Raw genomic sequence first — 17,547 nt, 5'->3', positions numbered from 1 at the left:
GCGCTCACAGCACGACCCCGGTTCGCGACTGCGGGGCTCGCAAACCCGGCTCACTCCTCGCGCTCACGCTCCCACCTCGGCGGTGCGGTAGCCCGCTCCGACCACCGTCTCGATCAGCGGCGGGTCACCGAGCTTCTTGCGCAGCGTCATCACGGTGACCCGGACGATTGTGGTGAACGGGTCGGTGTTCGCGTCCCAGACCCGTTCCAGCAGTTCCTCACTGGAGACCACCGCGCCGCGCGCCTTGAGCAGTTCGCAGAGCACCCCGAACTCCTTGTTGGTGAGGTCCATCGGCACACCGGCGCGGGTGGCCACCCGGCGGGCCGGGTCGAGCACCAGGTCGGCCAGTTCGAGCACGGGCGGCGCGGCCGGGGTGGCCCGCCGGCCCAACGCCTGCACCCGGGCGACCAGCTCGTCGAAGGCGAACGGCTTGGGCAGGTAGTCGTCCGCGCCGAGCTGCAACCCCTCCACCCGGTCGGCCACGGTGCCGCTGGCCGTGAGCATCAGCACCCGGGTCAACGCGCCGGAGGCCGCCAGGTCGGCGCAGATCTGGTCGCCGTGGACACCAGGCAGGTCGCGGTCGAGCACCACCACGTCGTACCGGGTGACGAACGCCGCCTCGTGGCCGGCGTCGCCGTCGTACGCCACGTCGACCGCCATCCCCCGCTTGCGCAACCCGCGTGCGATCGCGTCGGCGAGGTTGCGCTCGTCCTCGACCACCAGTACCCGCATCCCGGCCTCCTCGCTGCTGACCACCGACAACCTAGTGCCGGCCGGCAACCCATCGTCCCTCGCCACCCGCACCGGCCGGCGTTGCGGGCCACCGCGGCGTACGCGATGCTGGCCGGCGGCACCGAGCGACGGACGGACCTGGCATGACCACTGCGGCACCACCCACCCGACGGGACATCGCCTACCGGGGTTTCCACCTGCCGGCCGACGCGGCCGGCGGCAGCGGCGACGGCCTGCGCGCCGGCGGTCGAGGGCTCGTCCTCGACGGCGTCGCCCAGCGGGGCACCTGGACGTCGCCGCCGGTGTCTGTCGGCTTCGCCGTCGCCGAGGTGGTGCCGTCCTGGACGGCGGACACCCCGGACGGCTGCTGGATCGAGGTGGAGCTGCGCGGCTGGCACGACGACACGCCAAGCACCGACTGGTACCGGCTGGCCCGCTGGGCCGCCGACGACCACACGGTACGACGCACCTCGCTGCCCGGACAGCGCGACAGCGCCGCCCGGGTCGACACCGACACCCTGCTCGTGACCGGAGCGACGGTCACCGGTTGGCAGGCGCGGGTGACCTTGTGCCGGCCCGCCGGCAGCCCGACCGGCCCGGTGCTGCGCAGCATCGGCGCGGTCGCCACCGGGCCGACCCCGACCGACCACGGGTACGCGCGCGAGCCCACCTCGACCGCCGCCCGTGGCATCGTGCTGGACGTGCCCCGCTACTCCCAGCGGCTGCACGCCGGCCAGTACCCGCAGTGGGGTGGTGGCGGCGACTCCTGGTGCAGCCCCACCTGCACCTCGATGGTGCTCGCCTACTGGGGTGCCGAGCCGACACCGGACCGCTACGCCTGGGTGGAGCCGTCCGGACCGCGTCCGGTGGTGGTGCACGCCGCCCGACAGTGCTACGACCACGCGTACGCGGGGGCCGGCAACTGGCCGTTCAACACCGCGTACGCCGGTCTGCACGGGGTGGACGCGTTCGTCACCCGACTGCGGTCACTTGTCGAGGCGGAGGCGTTCGTCGCGGCCGGCATCCCCCTGATCGTCTCCGCCGCGTTCCGGGCCGACGAGGTGCCGGGGCTCGGGTACGACACCGGAGGGCACCTGATGGTGCTGGTCGGCTTCACCGCCGACGGCGACCCGGTGCTCAACGACCCGTACGCCCCGGACGACGACGCGGTCCGTCGTACCGTGCCCCGGTGGGGGTTCGAGGCGGTCTGGCAGCGCGGCAGTGGCGGGGTGGCGTACGTGCTGCGACCCGAGTCGGTGCCGCTGCCCCCGCCGCCCGCCCAGGCGAACTGGTGATCAGTCGGCCAGTTCCCAGAGCTGGTACGAGCCGGCCGCGGTGGCACCGCACACCAGGTAACCGGTGATCGCCTGACACTCCCCGGTGGCATCGGGCAACACGTCAACGATGCGCACCTCGCCGGCGGCGATGTCCAACTCGCCGACGAGCACCCCTCCGTCGGGATGCCGGCGGATGCCGACCAACCGGCCGCCGACACCGAGCTGGTACAGCTCCCACCTGCCCAGGTCGGCCAACTGTCGGCCGGTCAGCGCGTCGAGCACGATGTACTGCTCCATCGGACCGAAGCCGCTGACGTTGGCCATCAGCCGGCTCTCGTACGGCCAGCCCCACAACCAGCGGTCACTGCGCCAGCGCTCGTCGCCGGTCACGGGGTCGAGCGCCTGCAGCTCGTTGCCACCGGTGCGGAGACACACGACGGGCCCACAGTCCAACGCGAACTCGATCGGGCCGCTCGCGCGTGTCCAGCGTCGCTCCAACCGGTCCAACCCGTACGCGTTGATCGTGCCCGAGCCTCTGTCGATGGCCAGCAGCAGGTCGTCGATCAGTTCGATTCCCAGCCGTGCGCCGCCGGGTGGGCGCATCTCGGCACGGGCCAGCGCCGCGCCGGTAGTGGTGTCGCGTACCTCGACCAGTCCGTTCGCCTGGTTGAGCACGATCCGGTCCACCCCGCGCCCGGTGTCCCGGATGCTGATCTCGGCGATGGTGGGGGGTAGCTGCCAGCGCACGGTGCCGCAGCACGGATCGACCGCGCGGACACTTGACGGTTCGGTCTCGCCGCCGCTGCGCAGCAGCAGGTTGCCGTCGGTCAGCTCGTAGGCGACGCCCGGCTGCTGCCACCGGTACGCCCCGGTCGCCCGGTCCAGTGCGACGGTGCGTGTCTCCCGACCCTCCGGGCCGATCTCGAAGCCGGTGACCAGCACCATCCCGGCCAGCGATCTCATCCCCCAGTAGCGGGCCTCCGCCGACAGCGGCGCCTGCCAGAGCGGCTCGCCGCCGGGCAGCCGATACGCGGCCAGCCGCGTCTGCCGTGTCGCGGAGTTGGTCGGCTCCATGACCAGGAAAAGGTCACCGTCGATCATGACGTCGGACCCGGGCCGGGCCGGCAGCGTCACCGGGGCCCGCCGGGATGGCGGCACGGCCGCGGCGGCGAGCGTGACAAGCGCGAGCAGCACGACCAGCGCGCAGCGCAGCGGGCGACCGTGAGCGCGGGGCGGGCGGGGCAGCGGGTCCGGGTCCGGACCGTGCCGCAGCTCGCCGAGGTCGATCACCGAGTCGGTCATCGCGTCAACCTCCATAGCGCGGTCGTGCCGTCGAGGCGCTGGCAGAGCAGGACCGGGAGGGACGCCTGGCAACTGCCGGCGACGCCCGGCAGCACGTCGACGATCCGTGTTCGGCCGGTCACCAGATCGAGTTCGGCGACGACCATCCGGCCGTCGTCGCCGCGCCGCACACCGGCCAGCGGATCGTCCGGTCGGAGCACCGGCAGCAGGCTCCACTCGCCCAAGTCGACGCGTTCCTGCCCGGTCGCCGCGTCCCGCACCGTGTATCCCTGGCCGGGCACGGTCATCAGCAGTCGGCCGTACCGGACGTCGGCCAGGACGTCCTGGCCCGACTCCGACCACCGCACTGCGCCGGTGGCCGGATCGAGCACCTGCAGACCGCCGATCTGCGGCACCGCGCAGAGCAGACCGCCGCAGCCGAGCACATGCGACACCAGCGTCACCTCGGCCGTCCACAGTGGCTCCAGGTCGGCCAGCCCGAAGCTCACCAGCCGGGTACTGCCCGGCGGGACGAGCAGCAGCAGGTCGTCGACGACCTGCACCCGCTGGTACGCCGACCGGTCAGCGGGCAGCGTGTCGACGCTGCGCAGCAGGTGGCCGGTGCCGGCGTCGTACACCTGCACCTCGCCGGTCGGCTGCAGGAGCACGAACCTGTCGACCTGACCCTCGGGGTTGAGGTGGTAGGAGGGGCTGGCGGATGAAGGGAGCGGCACCGACCAGAGCAGCCGGCCGGTGTCGCGCTCGATGCCGCTCATCCTGCCCGAGCCGTCCTCCCGGCCGTTGGTCACCAGCAGACCACCGCCGGTTGCCGGCTGGGGAGCACCGGGGTGCTGCCAGCGTTGCCGGCCCGTCACGGCGTCGAAGGCGGTGGTCTGGAACAACCGGTTCGGGGCGTTGACCGCCAGCGTCAACACCAGCCCCCGTTCGACCCGGACGTCGAGGTAGTTACCGGTGCGGGCCAGCGGCGCCTGCCACCGCCGCCGCACCCCGACGCCGGTCGCCGACGGCTGGGCGTACGCCGTCAGGAACCGGTCCCCCTCGGGTGCCGGCGGGTCGACCACGAAGACGCCGTCCCCGGCGAGGTACGCGGTGGAGGTGCGCGACGCCGGCACGGCGTACACAGTCCGCTGTGGTGTCGGGGTCGCACCGCCCAGCACCACCAGGGCGAGCAGCAGCACCGCGGCGCTGCGCAGCGGGCGACCGGCGGCGCGCGGGCGACGAACCGGAGGCGCCGACACGGGTTCGTCCCGGACCTCGCCCAGCTCGATGATCGACAACGCCCGTCCTTCCGTCACCAGTAAGGCTGGCCGAAGGGTCGCCGTCCGGCAAACCGACCGTCAGCCCACCGGCCCGGCAAAAGCGACGGAACCGCGCCTGTACGATGGCGCGTCGTGGCTGTGCCGGTGGTAGACCCTTCGCTGAATCCCCTGACCGACGTCGACCAGGCCGAGGTCGAGTCGACACGACGGCCTCGACGCCGTCCGGCCCGAGCCGACCTGTTGGCCCTCGGAGCCTATGTGCTGCTGGGCGTCTTCGTCTGCCTCAACTACTGGGGTGACGTCAACGGCCGGGTCTCCTCGCACCTGCCCACCGATCACAGCTGGTTCGAGTGGCTGTTCGCGCACGGCGCGTTCTCGGTGCGGCACCTGGAGAATCCGCTGTTCACGGCCCGTCAGAACGCCCCGGACGGGGTGAACATGATGGCCAACACCTCGCTGCTCGGGGTGACAGCCCCGCTGGCCCCGCTGACCATGCTGCTCGGCCCCCAGGTGATGTACGCGCTCTACCTGGGGGCGGCGCTGGCGGCCACCGCCGGCACCGGGTACTGGATGCTCTCCCGCCACCTGGTGCGCTCCCGGGCGGCGGCGTTCGTCGGCGGCGCGTTCCTCGGTTTCGCGCCGGGAATCATCCACCACGCCAACGGCCAACCGAACTTCGTGTCCAACTTCCTGCTCCCGCTGATCGTGGTGCGGGTGCTGACCCTGGGTGAGCCGGGCCGGTGGCGGCGCAACGGGCTTGTGCTCGGTGCGCTGGTGGCGTACCAGATCTTCATCAACGAGGAGATGTTGCTGCTCACCGCGCTGGCCTGCCTGGTCATCGTGCTGGCGTACGCCGTGCAGCGGCCGCGGGCCACCCGGGCCGCCGCCGGCCCGTTCCTGGCCGGGCTCGGCGTCGCGGGTGGACTGGCCCTGGTGCTCACCGCGTACCCGATCTGGTTCCAGTTCAACGGCCCGCAGTCCTACCGGGGCCTGCAGGGCGGCGTGTTCCACAACTGGGGCGAGGACCTGGTGGCCTTCGTCACCTTCGCCCGGGACACCTGGGCCGGTGACCCGGCCGTGGAGAAGACGATCGGTCTGACCGAGCAGAACACCTGGTTCGGTTGGCCGCTGGTGCTGCTCTCGGTGGTGGCGCTGGTGCTGCTCGTCCGCCGCTCAGTGGCCGCGCGGATCGCCGCGGTGCTCATCGTGGTGTTCAGCGTGGCCGCCATCGGGCCGTGGGTGCGCTTCAACGGTGTCGAGACCGGTGTGAAGGGGCCCTGGTCCTACGTGTCGGACGACCTGCCGCTGGTCGAGATGATGATGCCGACCCGGTTGACGCTTGTGGTCGCCGCCGCGGTGGGCGTACTGCTCGCGTTGACCTGGGACGCCGCGCACCGCCAGGGGCGCCCGGTGGCCGACCGGCCGCGGGTGCCGGCCCAGCGCACCGGCGAAACGGCCCCGGCCGAGCCCGCCAAGCCCGCCGCGGGAGCCGAGCCCGCGCCGGTCGCGGCGCGTCGTCGGTGGCTGCGACCGGTGGGGTACGCGGCGGTCGCGCTCGCCGTGCTGCCGCTCTTCCCGCGCCCGCTGCCCGCCCAGCAGATCGACCCGCCGCCGCACTTCATCACGGCGGGCGGCTGGCGGCCGTACGTTCCGGCCGGTCGAACCCTGGTGCCGGTGCCGATCCCGAGCAACGTGCACGGCCTGCCGACGCTGCGGTGGAGTGCGCTGACCGGGCAGGAGTTCCCCGTTCCGGGCGGCTACTTCATCGGCCCGAACGAACTGGGTGAGGGGGTCTTCGGCGCGCCGAACCGACCGACCAGCTCCCTCATCTACTCCACCATGGACAGTGGCACGGTTCCGGCGCTGACCGACGAGAATCGCCGTCAGGTCGTCGAGGACCTGCGGTTCTGGCGGGCGTCGGTGGTGGTGCTCGGGGCGCACCCCCGCGAGGCGGTGCTCCGTGAGCTGGTCACCGCCCTGCTCGGGCCACCCCAGCGGGTCGACGACGTCTGGGTCTGGAACGTCCGCACCCTGGTGGGTTAGTCGAAGACCGGCTCATCGGTCGGCTCAGCCGACGCGGTCCCGGACATCCCACAACCACCCGCCGTCGACCGGTCGGCCCGGGCCGAGCAGATCGTCGAGGGTACGGCGGACCGGGTCACCGTGCTCCAGTTGACCGAGGACGACCACCGCGGCACGCCAGTGCCGCAGGTCCTCGACCGCCTGGCCGCGGTCGACGTCGGTGAGCACCGGCACCGCGCCGGTGTCGGCCACCTGCCGGAGCAGCACCGACGTGGGTCGGTCCGGCGCGCCCCAGCGGGCCGCCGGGTCGTCCGGGCCGCTGGGGCCGATGAAGTAACCGCCCGGCGCGGAAAACCTCAGACCGGTACGGGCGGACCAGAGCATCACCGGGCTACGCGCGGCACCGGTGACCGGGGGCACGGCGACCACCGTCCGACCGGGCGGCACCAGCGGACGCCAGTCGCCGTCGGCGATGAACGCCGGCACCGGCGCGACCGGCACCACGCGCAGCGGCGTCGGCATCAGGGGCAGCAACGCGGCGGTGACCGCGCCGGCCCACAGCAACCGCACCGGTAGGCCCGGCGCCACGTTCGGAGCACGCGCGGCCCGGACCCGGTCCAGGGACAGCGCCACCAGCACACCCAGCACCGGTACGCAGACCAACGCGAATCGGGCCGGCACCGCGAGGTCGAGCAGCGGCAGCTCTGCCACCAGCCGGTACGGTCCCGGAACGCCGGTGGCTTCACCGTCCACCCGCAGCTCGCCGCCGAGCGAGAGCAGGGCGAAGACCACACCAGCGACGGCCAGTGCCCGGACCAGCGGTCGTCGCCACTGCCAGATCACGATCACCACGGCGAGCACCAGCAGGCCCGGGCCGAAGAACGAGTTCTCCTCGGTCGGGTTCGGCGAGAGCAACCCCGGCAGCCAGTCGTCGCCCAGCACGGTCTGCCGGGCCGACGCGGTGAACGACGCGACGTCCAGTTGGAAGCCCTGCGTGGCGAACGCCATCCCGGAGTAGTGCTGCGGGCCGTGGAACTGGAACCACAGCGGGTACGCCAGCGGCACCGCCGCCACGCCGGCCGCCACCGCGAGCCGGCCGAGGAGGGCCGGCGCGAGTCGCCGTGCGGCCACCCGGTCGGCGAGCGCGTAGGCAAACGCGAAGACCCCGGCCGCGAGCGCCAGGAAGACCAGCACCTCCTCGCCGATGAAGACCTGCCAGACGAGCAGCAACCCGAGGCCGACGCCGGGCCGCCACACGTCGTGCCGTGCGTCGCCCGAGGCGGGCCGGAACACCAGGGCGAGGATCGCGGGCACCAGGAACTGGGCGGCGATGTGCAGATGTGCGCCCGCCTGAGCGATCATGCCCGGGGCGAAGCCACAGATCAGCCCACCCACCGCGGCCGCGGCCCGGGCGCGGACCAGCCGGCGGCGCAGCAGCACGTACCAGGCGACGGCGGTCCCGGCGAGACAGCAGACGACCGCCACGCAGAACGCCACCTGCGAGCCGAAGAGCAGAGTGACCGGGGCCAGCGGGACACCCAGGCCGAGCACCGAGGTGTTCGCCATCAGGTTGACCCCGTCGGGCGCGTTCAACCCGGTGCTGTAGAGCGGGTTCTCCCCCGCGACCACCACGTGCGCCGCGTGGGCCAGCATCCACTCGAAGAGGATCTGGTCACCCGCCTGGTGGAACAGCTGCCCCGGACGACCCCACTGCCCACTGGTCACCAGCACGGCGAGGCCCAGATAACCGGCCACCACCAGCGCGTCCCGCAACCAGGCCGGACGGGACGTGCCGACCGTCGCCGGCGACGAGGTGTTGGGGGACGTCGTCCCGGTGGTCATCAGACCGAACGGTCGCTGAGCGTCCGGACGTCCCAGACCCAGACATCCAACTCCTGGCGACCCGGACCGACCAGCTCCTCGACCGTACGACGCAGTGGCTCGGCGTTCTGCTGCCGCACCGGCAACACCAGGATCGCCGCCCGCCAGTGCCGCAGCTCGTCGGTGAAGCGCCGACGCTGCCGGTCGTCGAGGTTGGGCGTACGGCCGGTGGTCGCCACCTCCTCCAGCATCTGACCCACCCCGCTGGGACGACCGCCGAACCGGCCCGCGTCACCGGTGTTGCCGTTACGGGGCGCGAGGAAGTAACCGCCGGGGATCTTGAAGTCGAGGTTGGTGGCCGCCGCCCAGCGCATGCCGTGCGTGTTGCCCATGCTGGGCACCGGGATCGGCACCAGCGTCTGGTCCGGCCCGACGTACGCCCGCCAACGGTCCGCCGTGATGAAGTCCGGCACCGGCGGTCGGGAGACCATTCGCAGCGGCATCGGCGCGATCGGCAGCAACGCGAAGGCCAGGCCCGCGGCGGTGAGCACGCGGACGGTACGGCGGTCGGCCGGACGCAGCGCCCAGGCCCGCTCGACGGCGAGCGCGAGCAACAGACCGATCACCACGCTCGTGATCAGCCCGAACCGGGTCGGCACCACCGCGTCGAGCAGCGGCAGGTGGACCAACCACTGCCACGGCCCGCTGATCAGCTCCCGGTCCCACCAGGAGACCCGCTCGCCGAGGGAGAGCACGGCGAAGAACACGCCGGTCACCGCGAGCGCCCGAACGATCAGCTCCCGGCGCAGCCAGACCACGATGCCGATGGCGAGCAGCGACAGGCTCCAGCCGAAGAAGGCGTTCTCCTCGGAGTAGTTGGGCGCCAGGTTGATGTTGGCTCGCTGGTTGCCGCCGAGGGTGGGCGATCCGGGGGCGAAGAAGGAGGCGATGTCGTTGCCGTAGTCCTGCACCGCGTCACTGAGCCCGTGGTAGGCCATCGGCCCGGCGAACTGCACATACAGCGGGTACGCCAGCAGCGCCCCGGCCAGCAACGCGCAGGTCACCACGCCGGCGCCCAGGGGCCGCCAGGCCGCCCGCCACCGGGCCGGCTCCTGCGCGAGCACCGCCAGCAGGAAGACGCCGCAGGCCAGCGCCGTGAAGAGCAGGATCTCCTCGTTGATGAACGCCTGCGCGGCGACCAGCAGGGCGAGCAGAGCCCCGTCCCGAACCGGCTTCCTGGAGCGGGTGAGCACCAGCACCCGCCACACGATGAACGGCAGCAGGAACTGGCTGATGATGTTCGGGTGCCAACTGGCGTGCGAGAGCATCGCGGGCGAGAACCCGCAGAACCAGCCGCCGACCGCCGCCGCGAGCGGGGTACGCACCAGGTGGCGGGAGAGCATGAGGTACCAGGCCATGGCGGTGCCGGCGAGGCCCAGCGTGACCAGCACCACGAAGGAGACCGCCGGCCCGAAGAGCAGCGTCACCGGGACCATCGGGATACCCAGCGCCAACACGGCCGTGTTGGCCATCAGGTTGACGCCGTCCGGGTAGTTGAACTGCTCGGTGTAGAACGGGTACTCGCCGTGCAGCACCACACGTACCGAGTGGGCGAGGAAGAACTGCACCTGGGCCGGGTCACCGGTGTAGAGCGAGGCCACCCGGCCGGACGGGTCCAGCCAGATCCGGCTGGTCACCCAGAGCGCGGCGAGCAGAAACAGCCCGCCCACCGCCAGGTGCTGCCGCCGGCGAGTCCACTGACGCCACCGCGCCCGCGCCGGCACCGCGCTCTCGGCCGGTACCGCGCTCTGCACCGGCGTCGCGGGCTCGGCTGGTTCCGCAGGCTCGGCTGGTTCCGTGGTGGGGGCGGTCAGCGCGGGCGGGCCGGCGAAGAGGCCGACCGGTGTGCGGTAGCTCACCAACTCGGCGGAGTCGGCTGCCGCCTCCGTGTGCGGCGCGGGCAGGGCGCGGGACTCGGCAGGCGTCACAGTCGGCGGAGTCTACCCGAGCAACCAAAACGCCCTAAAGCCCCGGTGGTGTCCATTGTGGCGGGTCGGGTGCCGGCCAACTGAGGTTCCGCACCGGACATCTCGTACTATGGCGCTTTCCGACAGCGACGGCGAGGCGATCGGGGGCGGGCCAGGTGACTCCAGGCCGTCGGTACGGCAGGGCGCTTCCCGTCCTGCTGAGCGCGCTGCTGGCCAGCACGGCCTGCGGTCCGGTAGCCGAGCGGAAGCCGCAGGACCTGCGGGTCGGGTACGACAGCCTGGACGGCACCCTCGCCGTGTGGCCGCCCCGCGGCGAGCTCGCCGGGGACACCGCGGCGACGGCAGCGGTCACCGCTGCCGTCCGGGGCTGGCGGTCGCCGGCCGACGACCGCGCGCACCTGCCCTCGTCCGGCATCCTCTTCTCCGGGCGGGTGGACGGCGCCCCGGTGGCGCTGGTGGCCGCCGACGTACCCGGCGAAAGCGCGTCCTGGCTGCTGCAACTGACCCGCGAGGGCGACCGGTACGCGGTGACCCGCGCCACCGAGTACACCGACCCGGGTTACCTCGTCTACTCCGACGTGCTGCCGGTGCAGACGGCCGGCGGGCGGCGCTACCTGGTCTCGGCCCGGGTGCAGACACTCCTCGGGCCACAGGACCGGACGTTGACCATCGCGGACGGCCTCAGCGCACCGGTCAACGTGCCGACCTGCTCGGCCGTCGGCGTCACCGCGACCCTGCGAACCACTGAGTCGCTGCCCCGTGGGCGGGCCGCCGACCGGCTGCTCGACCTGGGCACCGGCACCGTCGATCCGCGCTACCCGCTGGTCCGCGACGAGTCCGGCACGGGCCGGCGGGCGCTCACCGGCCTGGACACCTGCGTGCTGGCCGGCGATCGGGGCCCGTTCGGCAGCATCCCGCGCCGGATCGGGGACCGGGACGCCCCGCGTTCGGTGCCGACGTCCTGGCCGATGGCGAAGCTCACGGTGCGGTCGCTCGGCGAAGTCGCCCTCGGCGGCGGCGAGCCGGCCGAGTTGCAGCAGCTCAGCTGGGACACCGACGCCGGCGCGATGACCGCGGTGATCTACCGACCGGCCGACGGAAGCGCACCCGTCGTCTCACCCGCGGACCGGGCCACCCCGTTGCAGGCGTACCAACTGCCGGTGCCCGGTCAGCCGCTGGTGGTGCTGAGCTGGCGGCCCACCCGGGACAGCTCCCTGTCCGTCCCGCCGGGCACTCCTCTGCTGGTCGAGCGACCCGGCCTGGCGGTCATCCCCACCCCGTCCCGCTCCCAGACCTACAGCCTCGCCAACACCGACAAGACCCACTACCGCTCAATCTCCCCCCGCTAGTCCCCTGCCCACCCCCACCCCCCACTCCGCGCGATCTTGCACTTTCTGCACCGACAAATCGGTGCTCAAGGCGCATCACGCCAACCGAAAGTGCAAGATCGACGAGGCGAGGGCGCGGGGCTGGGCCCGGCCGGGGTCGGGATGGGTGCACGACGGCGGGCGTCCCGGGGGGCGCCCGCCGTCGTTCGTTCTCGTCAGTTCTGCGCGGCCGCGTCGCTGGCGGTGAGGCGGTCCGGGGTGGCGTCCAGGCCGGAGATCCAACCGGTGACGTTGCGAGCCACGTCCTGGGCGGTCAGGCCCAGGTCGGCGAGGATCTGCGCACGGGTGCCGTGCGGGTGCCAGTCGGCCGGCACACCCAGGTCCTTGAGCGGCACCCGGACGTCGGCGTCGCGCATCGCCTGGGCGAGCGCGTCGCCCACCCCGCCGACCCGGACGCCGTCCTCGACGCTGACCACGAGCCGGTGGCGGGCGGCCAGGTCGACCAGCTCCGCCGGGACCGGGCGCACCCAGCGGGGGTCGACGACGGTCACCCCGTACCCCTGCTCGGCGACCCGGGCGGCCACCTCCATGCCCAGCTGCCCGAAGGAGCCGACGGCGACGAGCAGCACATCGGTACGGGCCGACTCGGCCAGCACGTCGACAGTGCCGACCCGGCGCAGCGCCGGTAGGTCCGCGGCGACCGCGCCGGTCGGGAACCGCACCACTGTCGGGCCGCTGTCGACGGCCACCGCCTCGCGCAGCTCCTCGCGCAGGGTGGCGGCGTCACGGGGAGCGGCGATCCGCAGCCCCGGCACCACCCCGAAGACCGCCATGTCCCAGATGCCGTAGTGGCTGGGCCCGTCCGGGCCGGTGATGCCCGCCCGGTCCAGTACGAAGGTCACCGGCAGCTTGTGCATCGCCACGTCCAGCAGAACCTGGTCGAACGCGCGGTTGAGGAAGGTGGCGTAGACCGCGACCACCGGGTGCAGACCACCGAGCGCCAACCCGGCGGCCGAGGTGGCGGCGTGCTGCTCGGCGATGCCCACGTCGTACACCCGCTCGGGGTACTTGCGGGCCAGCTTGGCGATGCCGGTCGGCTCGGCCATCGCGGCGGTGATACCCACCACGTCCGGGCGTTCGTCGGCGATGGCCAGCAGCTCGTCGGCGAAGACGTGGGTCCACTTCACTGCCGGGGCGGCCAGCAGCGCGCCGGTCTCCACGTCGAAGGCGCCACCGGGGCCGTGCAGGCAGTCCGCCTCGTCCTCCTCGGCGGGACGGTAGCCGTAGCCCTTGCGGGTGACCGCGTGCACGATGACCGGGCCGCCGAAGTTCTTGGCCGCGCGCAGCGCCGCCTCGACCGCCGTCACGTCGTGCCCGTCCACCGGGCCCACGTACTTGATGCCCAGGTCCTCGAACATGGCCTGCGGGGCGACCGCGTCCTTGATGCCCTTCTTGACCGCGTGCAGCACCTCGTACATCGGCTTGCCGACCAGCGGCGTGGAGCCGAGGGCGTCCTTGACGGTGTCGAGGACCTTCTCGTAGCCGGGGTTGAGCCGCAGCGAGGAGAGGTGGTCGGCCAGGCCGCCGATGGTCGGCGAGTAGGACCGGCCGTTGTCGTTGACCACGATCACGAGGGAGTTGCCGGCGGTGGCGATGTTGTTCAGCGCCTCCCAGCACATGCCGCCGGTCAGCGCGCCGTCGCCGACCACTGCCACGACGCTGCGCGCCTCGCCCCGGAGGGCGTACGCCTTGGCGAGGCCGTCGGCGTAGGACAGCGCGGTGGAGGCGTGCGAGTTCTCGATGAGGTCGTGCTCGCTCTCCGCCTGGCTGGGGTAGCCGGAGAGGCCACCGCGCTGGCGGAGCTTGTCGAAGCCGGCCTGACGCCCGGTAAGGATCTTGTGTACGTACGCCTGGTGACCGGTGTCGAACAGGAGCCGGTCCCGGGGGGAGTCGAAGACGCGATGCATGGCGAGCGTCAGCTCGACCACACCGAGGTTGGGCCCGACGTGCCCGCCGGTACGGGAGACCTTGGTGATCAGGAAGTCCCGGATCTCGGCGGCGAGGACGTCCAGCTCCTCGCCGGACATCCGCTTGACGTCCTGCGGACCCCGAACCGTCCCCAGCAGCCGGCCGTGGTTGGCCGTGTCCTCTTCAACGCTCATGACCGGAGAGTCTATCGGCCGCCCGGTACTCCGCAGCTCGGCCCGAACCCCGCGCACCCGGGCTGGGCGGGGAGTCGGCGGCTGAGCAACAGGTCAAGCGTTGGAAAGCAGCGCGACGCGCGGGGTCTACCGCTCCTCCGGCGGGAGCAGCAGCCCGACCTGCTCGACGTGCTGCGTCATCGGGAAGAGGTCGAAGCCCCGCAGCGCCGCCAGCCGCCAACCGAGGTCGGCGAAGGTACGCACGTCCCGAGCGAAGGCGGCCGGGTCACAGGCCACGTACGCGATCGCCCGCGGGCCGGCGGCGACGATGTCCCGCACCACCTGGGCGCCCGCGCCGGAGCGCGGCGGGTCGAGCACCACGACGTCGACCGGGCCGGTGATCCGTCGGCGGGTCAGCGCGGTCTCCACCCGGGCGGCGACCACCTCGATCTGGGGCAGGTCGGCCAGGTTGGCCCGGGCGGCGTCCACTCCGTCCCGGCTCGACTCGACAAGGGTGATCCGGGCGTCGACGACCCGGCTGGCGAGAGCCGCGGCGAACAGCCCCGCGCCGCCGTAGAGGTCCCAGGCGACCTCGCCCGGCTGCGGGTCCAGCAACTCCAGCACCGCCGTGGAGAGGACGTCCGCCGCGGCCGGGTGCACCTGCCAGAACGCGGACGCGGGCAGCGTCCAGTCCCGTCCGACGGCGACCTCGCGGACCTCGGCCGGGCCACTGACCGGGGTGGGCACCCCGTCGCGGACCTCCGTGACCGTCACGTCCCCGCCGGTGCTGGCGACGGTCTCGACCGCCTCGGCGGCCGGCCAGAGCGCGCCGGTGGGGATGAGCACCGGCAGCTGCTGGATGGCCGGGTGGGCGATCCGGCAGCGGTCGATCGGCACCACCTCGTGCGAGCGATGCTTGAGCAGGCCGGCCCGGTCCGCGGCGTCGACCGCGTAACGGACCCGGGAGCGCCAGCCGAGCAGCCCACCGGGCAGCGCCTCGACCCGGACGTCGAGCCGGTCCAACTCGACGTCGGTCAGCCCGCCGAGGCGGACCAGCTGCTCGCGGATCACTGCGGTCTTCCAGGCCAGTTGCGCGGCCGGGGCGACGTGCTGCAGGTCGCAGCCACCGCAGGCACCCGGCTTCGCGTACGGGCAGGGCGGCTCGACCCGGTCCGGTGAGGGTTCCAGCACGGTCACCGCGTCGGCCCGGACGAACCCCCGGTGCACCTCGGTGACCTCGGCGACGACCCGTTCGCCGGGCAGCGCGTGCCGGACGAAGACCACCTGCCCGTCCACCCGGGCGACACAGTGCCCGCCGGGGGCGACCGCGTCGACGGTCAGCTCGACCCGGTCCGCCTCGGTCAGGCCCCGCTCGAAGGCGGACGACGAGGCAGACGAGGCAGGTGCCGACGGCGTCCCAGGAGCGGTCCGCTGAACGCTCGGCTCAGTCACGGGTGTTCTCCATCGTTGCGCTGCCCCCGGGCTCACCCTCGCCGGGCGGCGCGGAGACCACCGGCGGGGCGGCGACCAGCGGCGACCCGGTGCTCCGGGGCCCCCGCGCCGGCGTCCGGGACAGCGCGGCGTCGAGCCGGTCCAGGTTCTTGCTCGCTGTCGACGCGAGCTGCCACGGCACGCTGACCACCATCACCCCCGGTTCGAAGAGCAGCCGGCCCTTGAGGCGCAGCGCACTCTGGTTGTGCAGCAGGTTCTCCCACCAACGACCGACCACGTACTCCGGAATGAACACGGTGACCACGTCCCGCGGCGACTTGCGGCGGGTGGACGCGACGAAGTCCAGGATCGGCCGGGTGATCTCCCGGTACGGCGAGTCGATCACGGTGAGTGGGATGGCCATCTCCCGGCGCTCCCAGTCGGACTGCAGGTCCCGGGTGTCCTTCTCGTCCACGTTGACGGTCACGGCGGTCAGTGTGTCCGGTCGGGTGGCGCGGGCGTAGGCGATGGCCCGCAACGTCGGCTGGTGCACCTTGCTGACCAGCACGATCGCGTGGTTACGGGCGGGCAGCACGGCCCGACCCTCGTCCGGTGGGGTCAGCTCGACGGCGATCCGGTCGTAGTGCCGGCGGATCGCCAGCATCAGCACGTAGATCACCGCCATCGCGGCGATCGCGATCCACGCGCCGAGCAGGAACTTGGTGATCAGGACGATCACCAGCACCGCGCCGGTCAGGCCCGCGCCGAACGTGTTGATCGCCCGGGAGCGGACCATCCGGCGGCGTGCCTCCGGGTCCCGCTCGGTGCGCAGGTGCCGATTCCAGTGCCGGATCATGCCGACCTGGGAGACGGTGAACGAGACGAAGACCCCGACGATGTACAGCTGGATCAGCTTCGTCACCTCGGCCTGGAAACCGACGATCAGCACGATCGCGAAGAGGGCCAGGAAGGTGATGCCGTTGGAGAAGGCCAGCCGGTCGCCCCGGGTGTGGAACTGGCGGGGCAGGTAGCGGTCCTGGGCGAGGATCGAACCGAGCACCGGGAAACCGTTGAACGCGGTGTTCGCCGCGAGGAACAGGATCAGGGCGGTCACCCCGGCCAGCACGTAGAGCAGGATCGACCCGGCACCGAAGACCGTCTCGCCGAGCTGGGTGGTGACCGTCTTCTGCACGTACCCCTCGGGGCCGGAGACGATCTGGAGGCCCGGATCCTCGACGAACTGGAGGTGGGTGAGCCGGGCCAGCCAGATGATCCCGACCAGCATGCTCACCGAGATGGTGCCGAGCAGCAGCAGGGTGGTGGCGGCGTTGCGGCTCTTGGGCGCCTTGAACGCCGGCACCCCGTTGGAGATCGCCTCCACGCCGGTGAGCGCGGCGGCGCCCGAGCTGAACGTCCGCAGCAGCAGGAAGACCAGCGCGAAACCGGTCACGCTGTGCTCGGCCTGGATCACCAGGTCGGCGCTCGGCGCGCGAAGCTCGTCGCCCAGCACGAAGACCCGGAACAGCCCGGTGAGCAGCATCCCGAGCATCACGATCACGAAGCCGTAGGTGGGGATGGCGAACGCCGTGCCCGACTCGCGCAGCCCGCGCAGGTTGACAGCGGTGAGCAGGACCACCGCGAGCACCGCGATGAGGACCTTGTGGGTGGCCACGAACGGCACCACCGAGCCGAGGTTGGCCACGCCGGAGGAGACCGACACCGCCACCGTGAGCACGTAGTCGACAAGCAGGGCGCTGGCCACCCCGACACCGAACTTCGGTCCCAGGTTGACAGTGGCCACCTCGTAGTCGCCGCCGCCGGAGGGGTAGGCGTGCACGTTCTGCCGGTAGCTCGCCACCACGGTGAGCATGACCACGACCACGGCCAGCGCGATCCACGGCGAGAAGAAGTACGCGGACGCACCGGCGATGGAGAGGGTCAGCAGGATCTCGTCGGGCGCGTACGCGACGCTGGACAGCGCGTCGGACGCGAACACGGGCAGCGCGATGCGCTTCGGCAGGAGGGTGTGCTGAAGCCGGTCGGACCGGAACGGTCGACCGAGAAGAAGCCGCTTCAGCAGCGAGGTGGGACTGGCCACGAACGCCAAGAGTACGACCACCACGGCGGGAGCACGGGGGTGGGCGATCGTCGCTGCTCAACACGACGGGGTACGGTCGGTCCCCGCTCGTGACCGGGACGTGGCAGGCTCGCACTCAGAACCGGCAGCGGGAGCGGTACGCACCTTG

11 protein-coding genes are annotated in these 17,547 nt (G+C 72.4%); 3 read left to right on the top strand and 8 right to left on the bottom strand.

The window, feature by feature from the left end; all coding sequences use genetic code 11:
* Positions 1 to 63: 63 nt before the first annotated feature.
* Entirely contained in the window at positions 64 to 732 is a 669-nt protein-coding gene (locus KBX71_RS00970; RefSeq protein WP_196927823.1) for a response regulator transcription factor, read from the bottom strand.
* Between the two features lie 143 nt (positions 733 to 875).
* On the opposite strand from KBX71_RS00970, the gene KBX71_RS00965 reads away from it, so the two are divergent.
* Entirely contained in the window at positions 876 to 2,027 is a 1,152-nt protein-coding gene (locus KBX71_RS00965) for a peptidase C39 family protein (protein ID WP_247682709.1), read from the top strand.
* Here KBX71_RS00965 and KBX71_RS00960 read toward each other — a convergent pair whose 3' ends face one another.
* Together KBX71_RS00960 and KBX71_RS00955 are read right to left on the bottom strand one after the other, a co-directional pair.
* Positions 2,028 to 3,311 carry a PQQ-binding-like beta-propeller repeat protein gene (locus tag KBX71_RS00960; protein WP_210816003.1) on the bottom strand — a complete coding sequence of 428 codons (1,284 nt, stop codon included), beginning with the start codon at positions 3,309 to 3,311 and terminating at the stop codon, positions 2,028 to 2,030.
* On the bottom strand, positions 3,308 to 4,588 hold the full coding sequence (locus tag KBX71_RS00955) for a PQQ-binding-like beta-propeller repeat protein (RefSeq protein WP_210816001.1): 1,281 nt from the start codon (positions 4,586 to 4,588) through the stop codon (positions 3,308 to 3,310). The genes KBX71_RS00960 and KBX71_RS00955 overlap by 4 nt, the downstream gene beginning before the upstream one ends.
* 126 nt (positions 4,589 to 4,714) lie before the next feature.
* Here KBX71_RS00955 and KBX71_RS00950 point away from each other — a divergent pair, with 126 nt between their 5' ends.
* Entirely contained in the window at positions 4,715 to 6,613 is a 1,899-nt protein-coding gene (locus tag KBX71_RS00950; protein ID WP_210816247.1) for a hypothetical protein, read from the top strand.
* Positions 6,614 to 6,637: 24 nt separating this feature from the next.
* On the opposite strand, the gene KBX71_RS00945 is transcribed toward KBX71_RS00950, so the two are convergent.
* Both KBX71_RS00945 and KBX71_RS00940 read right to left on the bottom strand, forming a co-directional pair.
* Positions 6,638 to 8,434, bottom strand: coding sequence for a hypothetical protein (locus tag KBX71_RS00945; RefSeq protein ID WP_210815999.1), 1,797 nt, complete (start codon positions 8,432 to 8,434; stop codon positions 6,638 to 6,640).
* On the bottom strand, positions 8,434 to 10,227 hold the full coding sequence (locus KBX71_RS00940) for a hypothetical protein (protein ID WP_307846923.1): 1,794 nt from the start codon (positions 10,225 to 10,227) through the stop codon (positions 8,434 to 8,436). Before KBX71_RS00940 ends, KBX71_RS00945 begins: the two co-directional genes overlap by 1 nt.
* Before the next feature lie 329 nt (positions 10,228 to 10,556).
* Between KBX71_RS00940 and KBX71_RS00935 the strand changes: the two genes are divergently transcribed.
* A complete protein-coding gene (locus KBX71_RS00935) occupies positions 10,557 to 11,750 on the top strand; it encodes a hypothetical protein (protein WP_210815995.1) in 1,194 nt (397 codons plus the stop codon).
* Positions 11,751 to 11,944: 194 nt separating this feature from the next.
* Here KBX71_RS00935 and dxs read toward each other — a convergent pair whose 3' ends face one another.
* The 3 genes from dxs to KBX71_RS00920 form a co-directional block, all read right to left on the bottom strand.
* A complete protein-coding gene (gene dxs / locus KBX71_RS00930; protein WP_210815993.1) occupies positions 11,945 to 13,891 on the bottom strand; it encodes a 1-deoxy-D-xylulose-5-phosphate synthase in 1,947 nt (648 codons plus the stop codon).
* Positions 13,892 to 14,017: 126 nt separating this feature from the next.
* The gene (locus KBX71_RS00925; RefSeq protein WP_210816246.1) at positions 14,018 to 15,235 is read right to left on the bottom strand and encodes a class I SAM-dependent RNA methyltransferase; all 1,218 of its coding nucleotides are present in this window, start codon (positions 15,233 to 15,235) and stop codon (positions 14,018 to 14,020) included.
* Between the two features lie 79 nt (positions 15,236 to 15,314).
* Positions 15,315 to 17,399 carry an APC family permease gene (locus tag KBX71_RS00920; RefSeq protein ID WP_210815991.1) on the bottom strand — a complete coding sequence of 695 codons (2,085 nt, stop codon included), beginning with the start codon at positions 17,397 to 17,399 and terminating at the stop codon, positions 15,315 to 15,317.
* Between the last annotated feature and the right edge of the window lie 148 nt (positions 17,400 to 17,547).

The organism is Micromonospora sp. D93 (assembly GCF_018070365.1).
GTDB classification, from domain to species: domain Bacteria; phylum Actinomycetota; class Actinomycetes; order Mycobacteriales; family Micromonosporaceae; genus Micromonospora; species Micromonospora ureilytica.
Note: the sequence above shows the minus strand (reverse complement) of the source record. Positions and strands in the feature narration are given on the sequence as shown.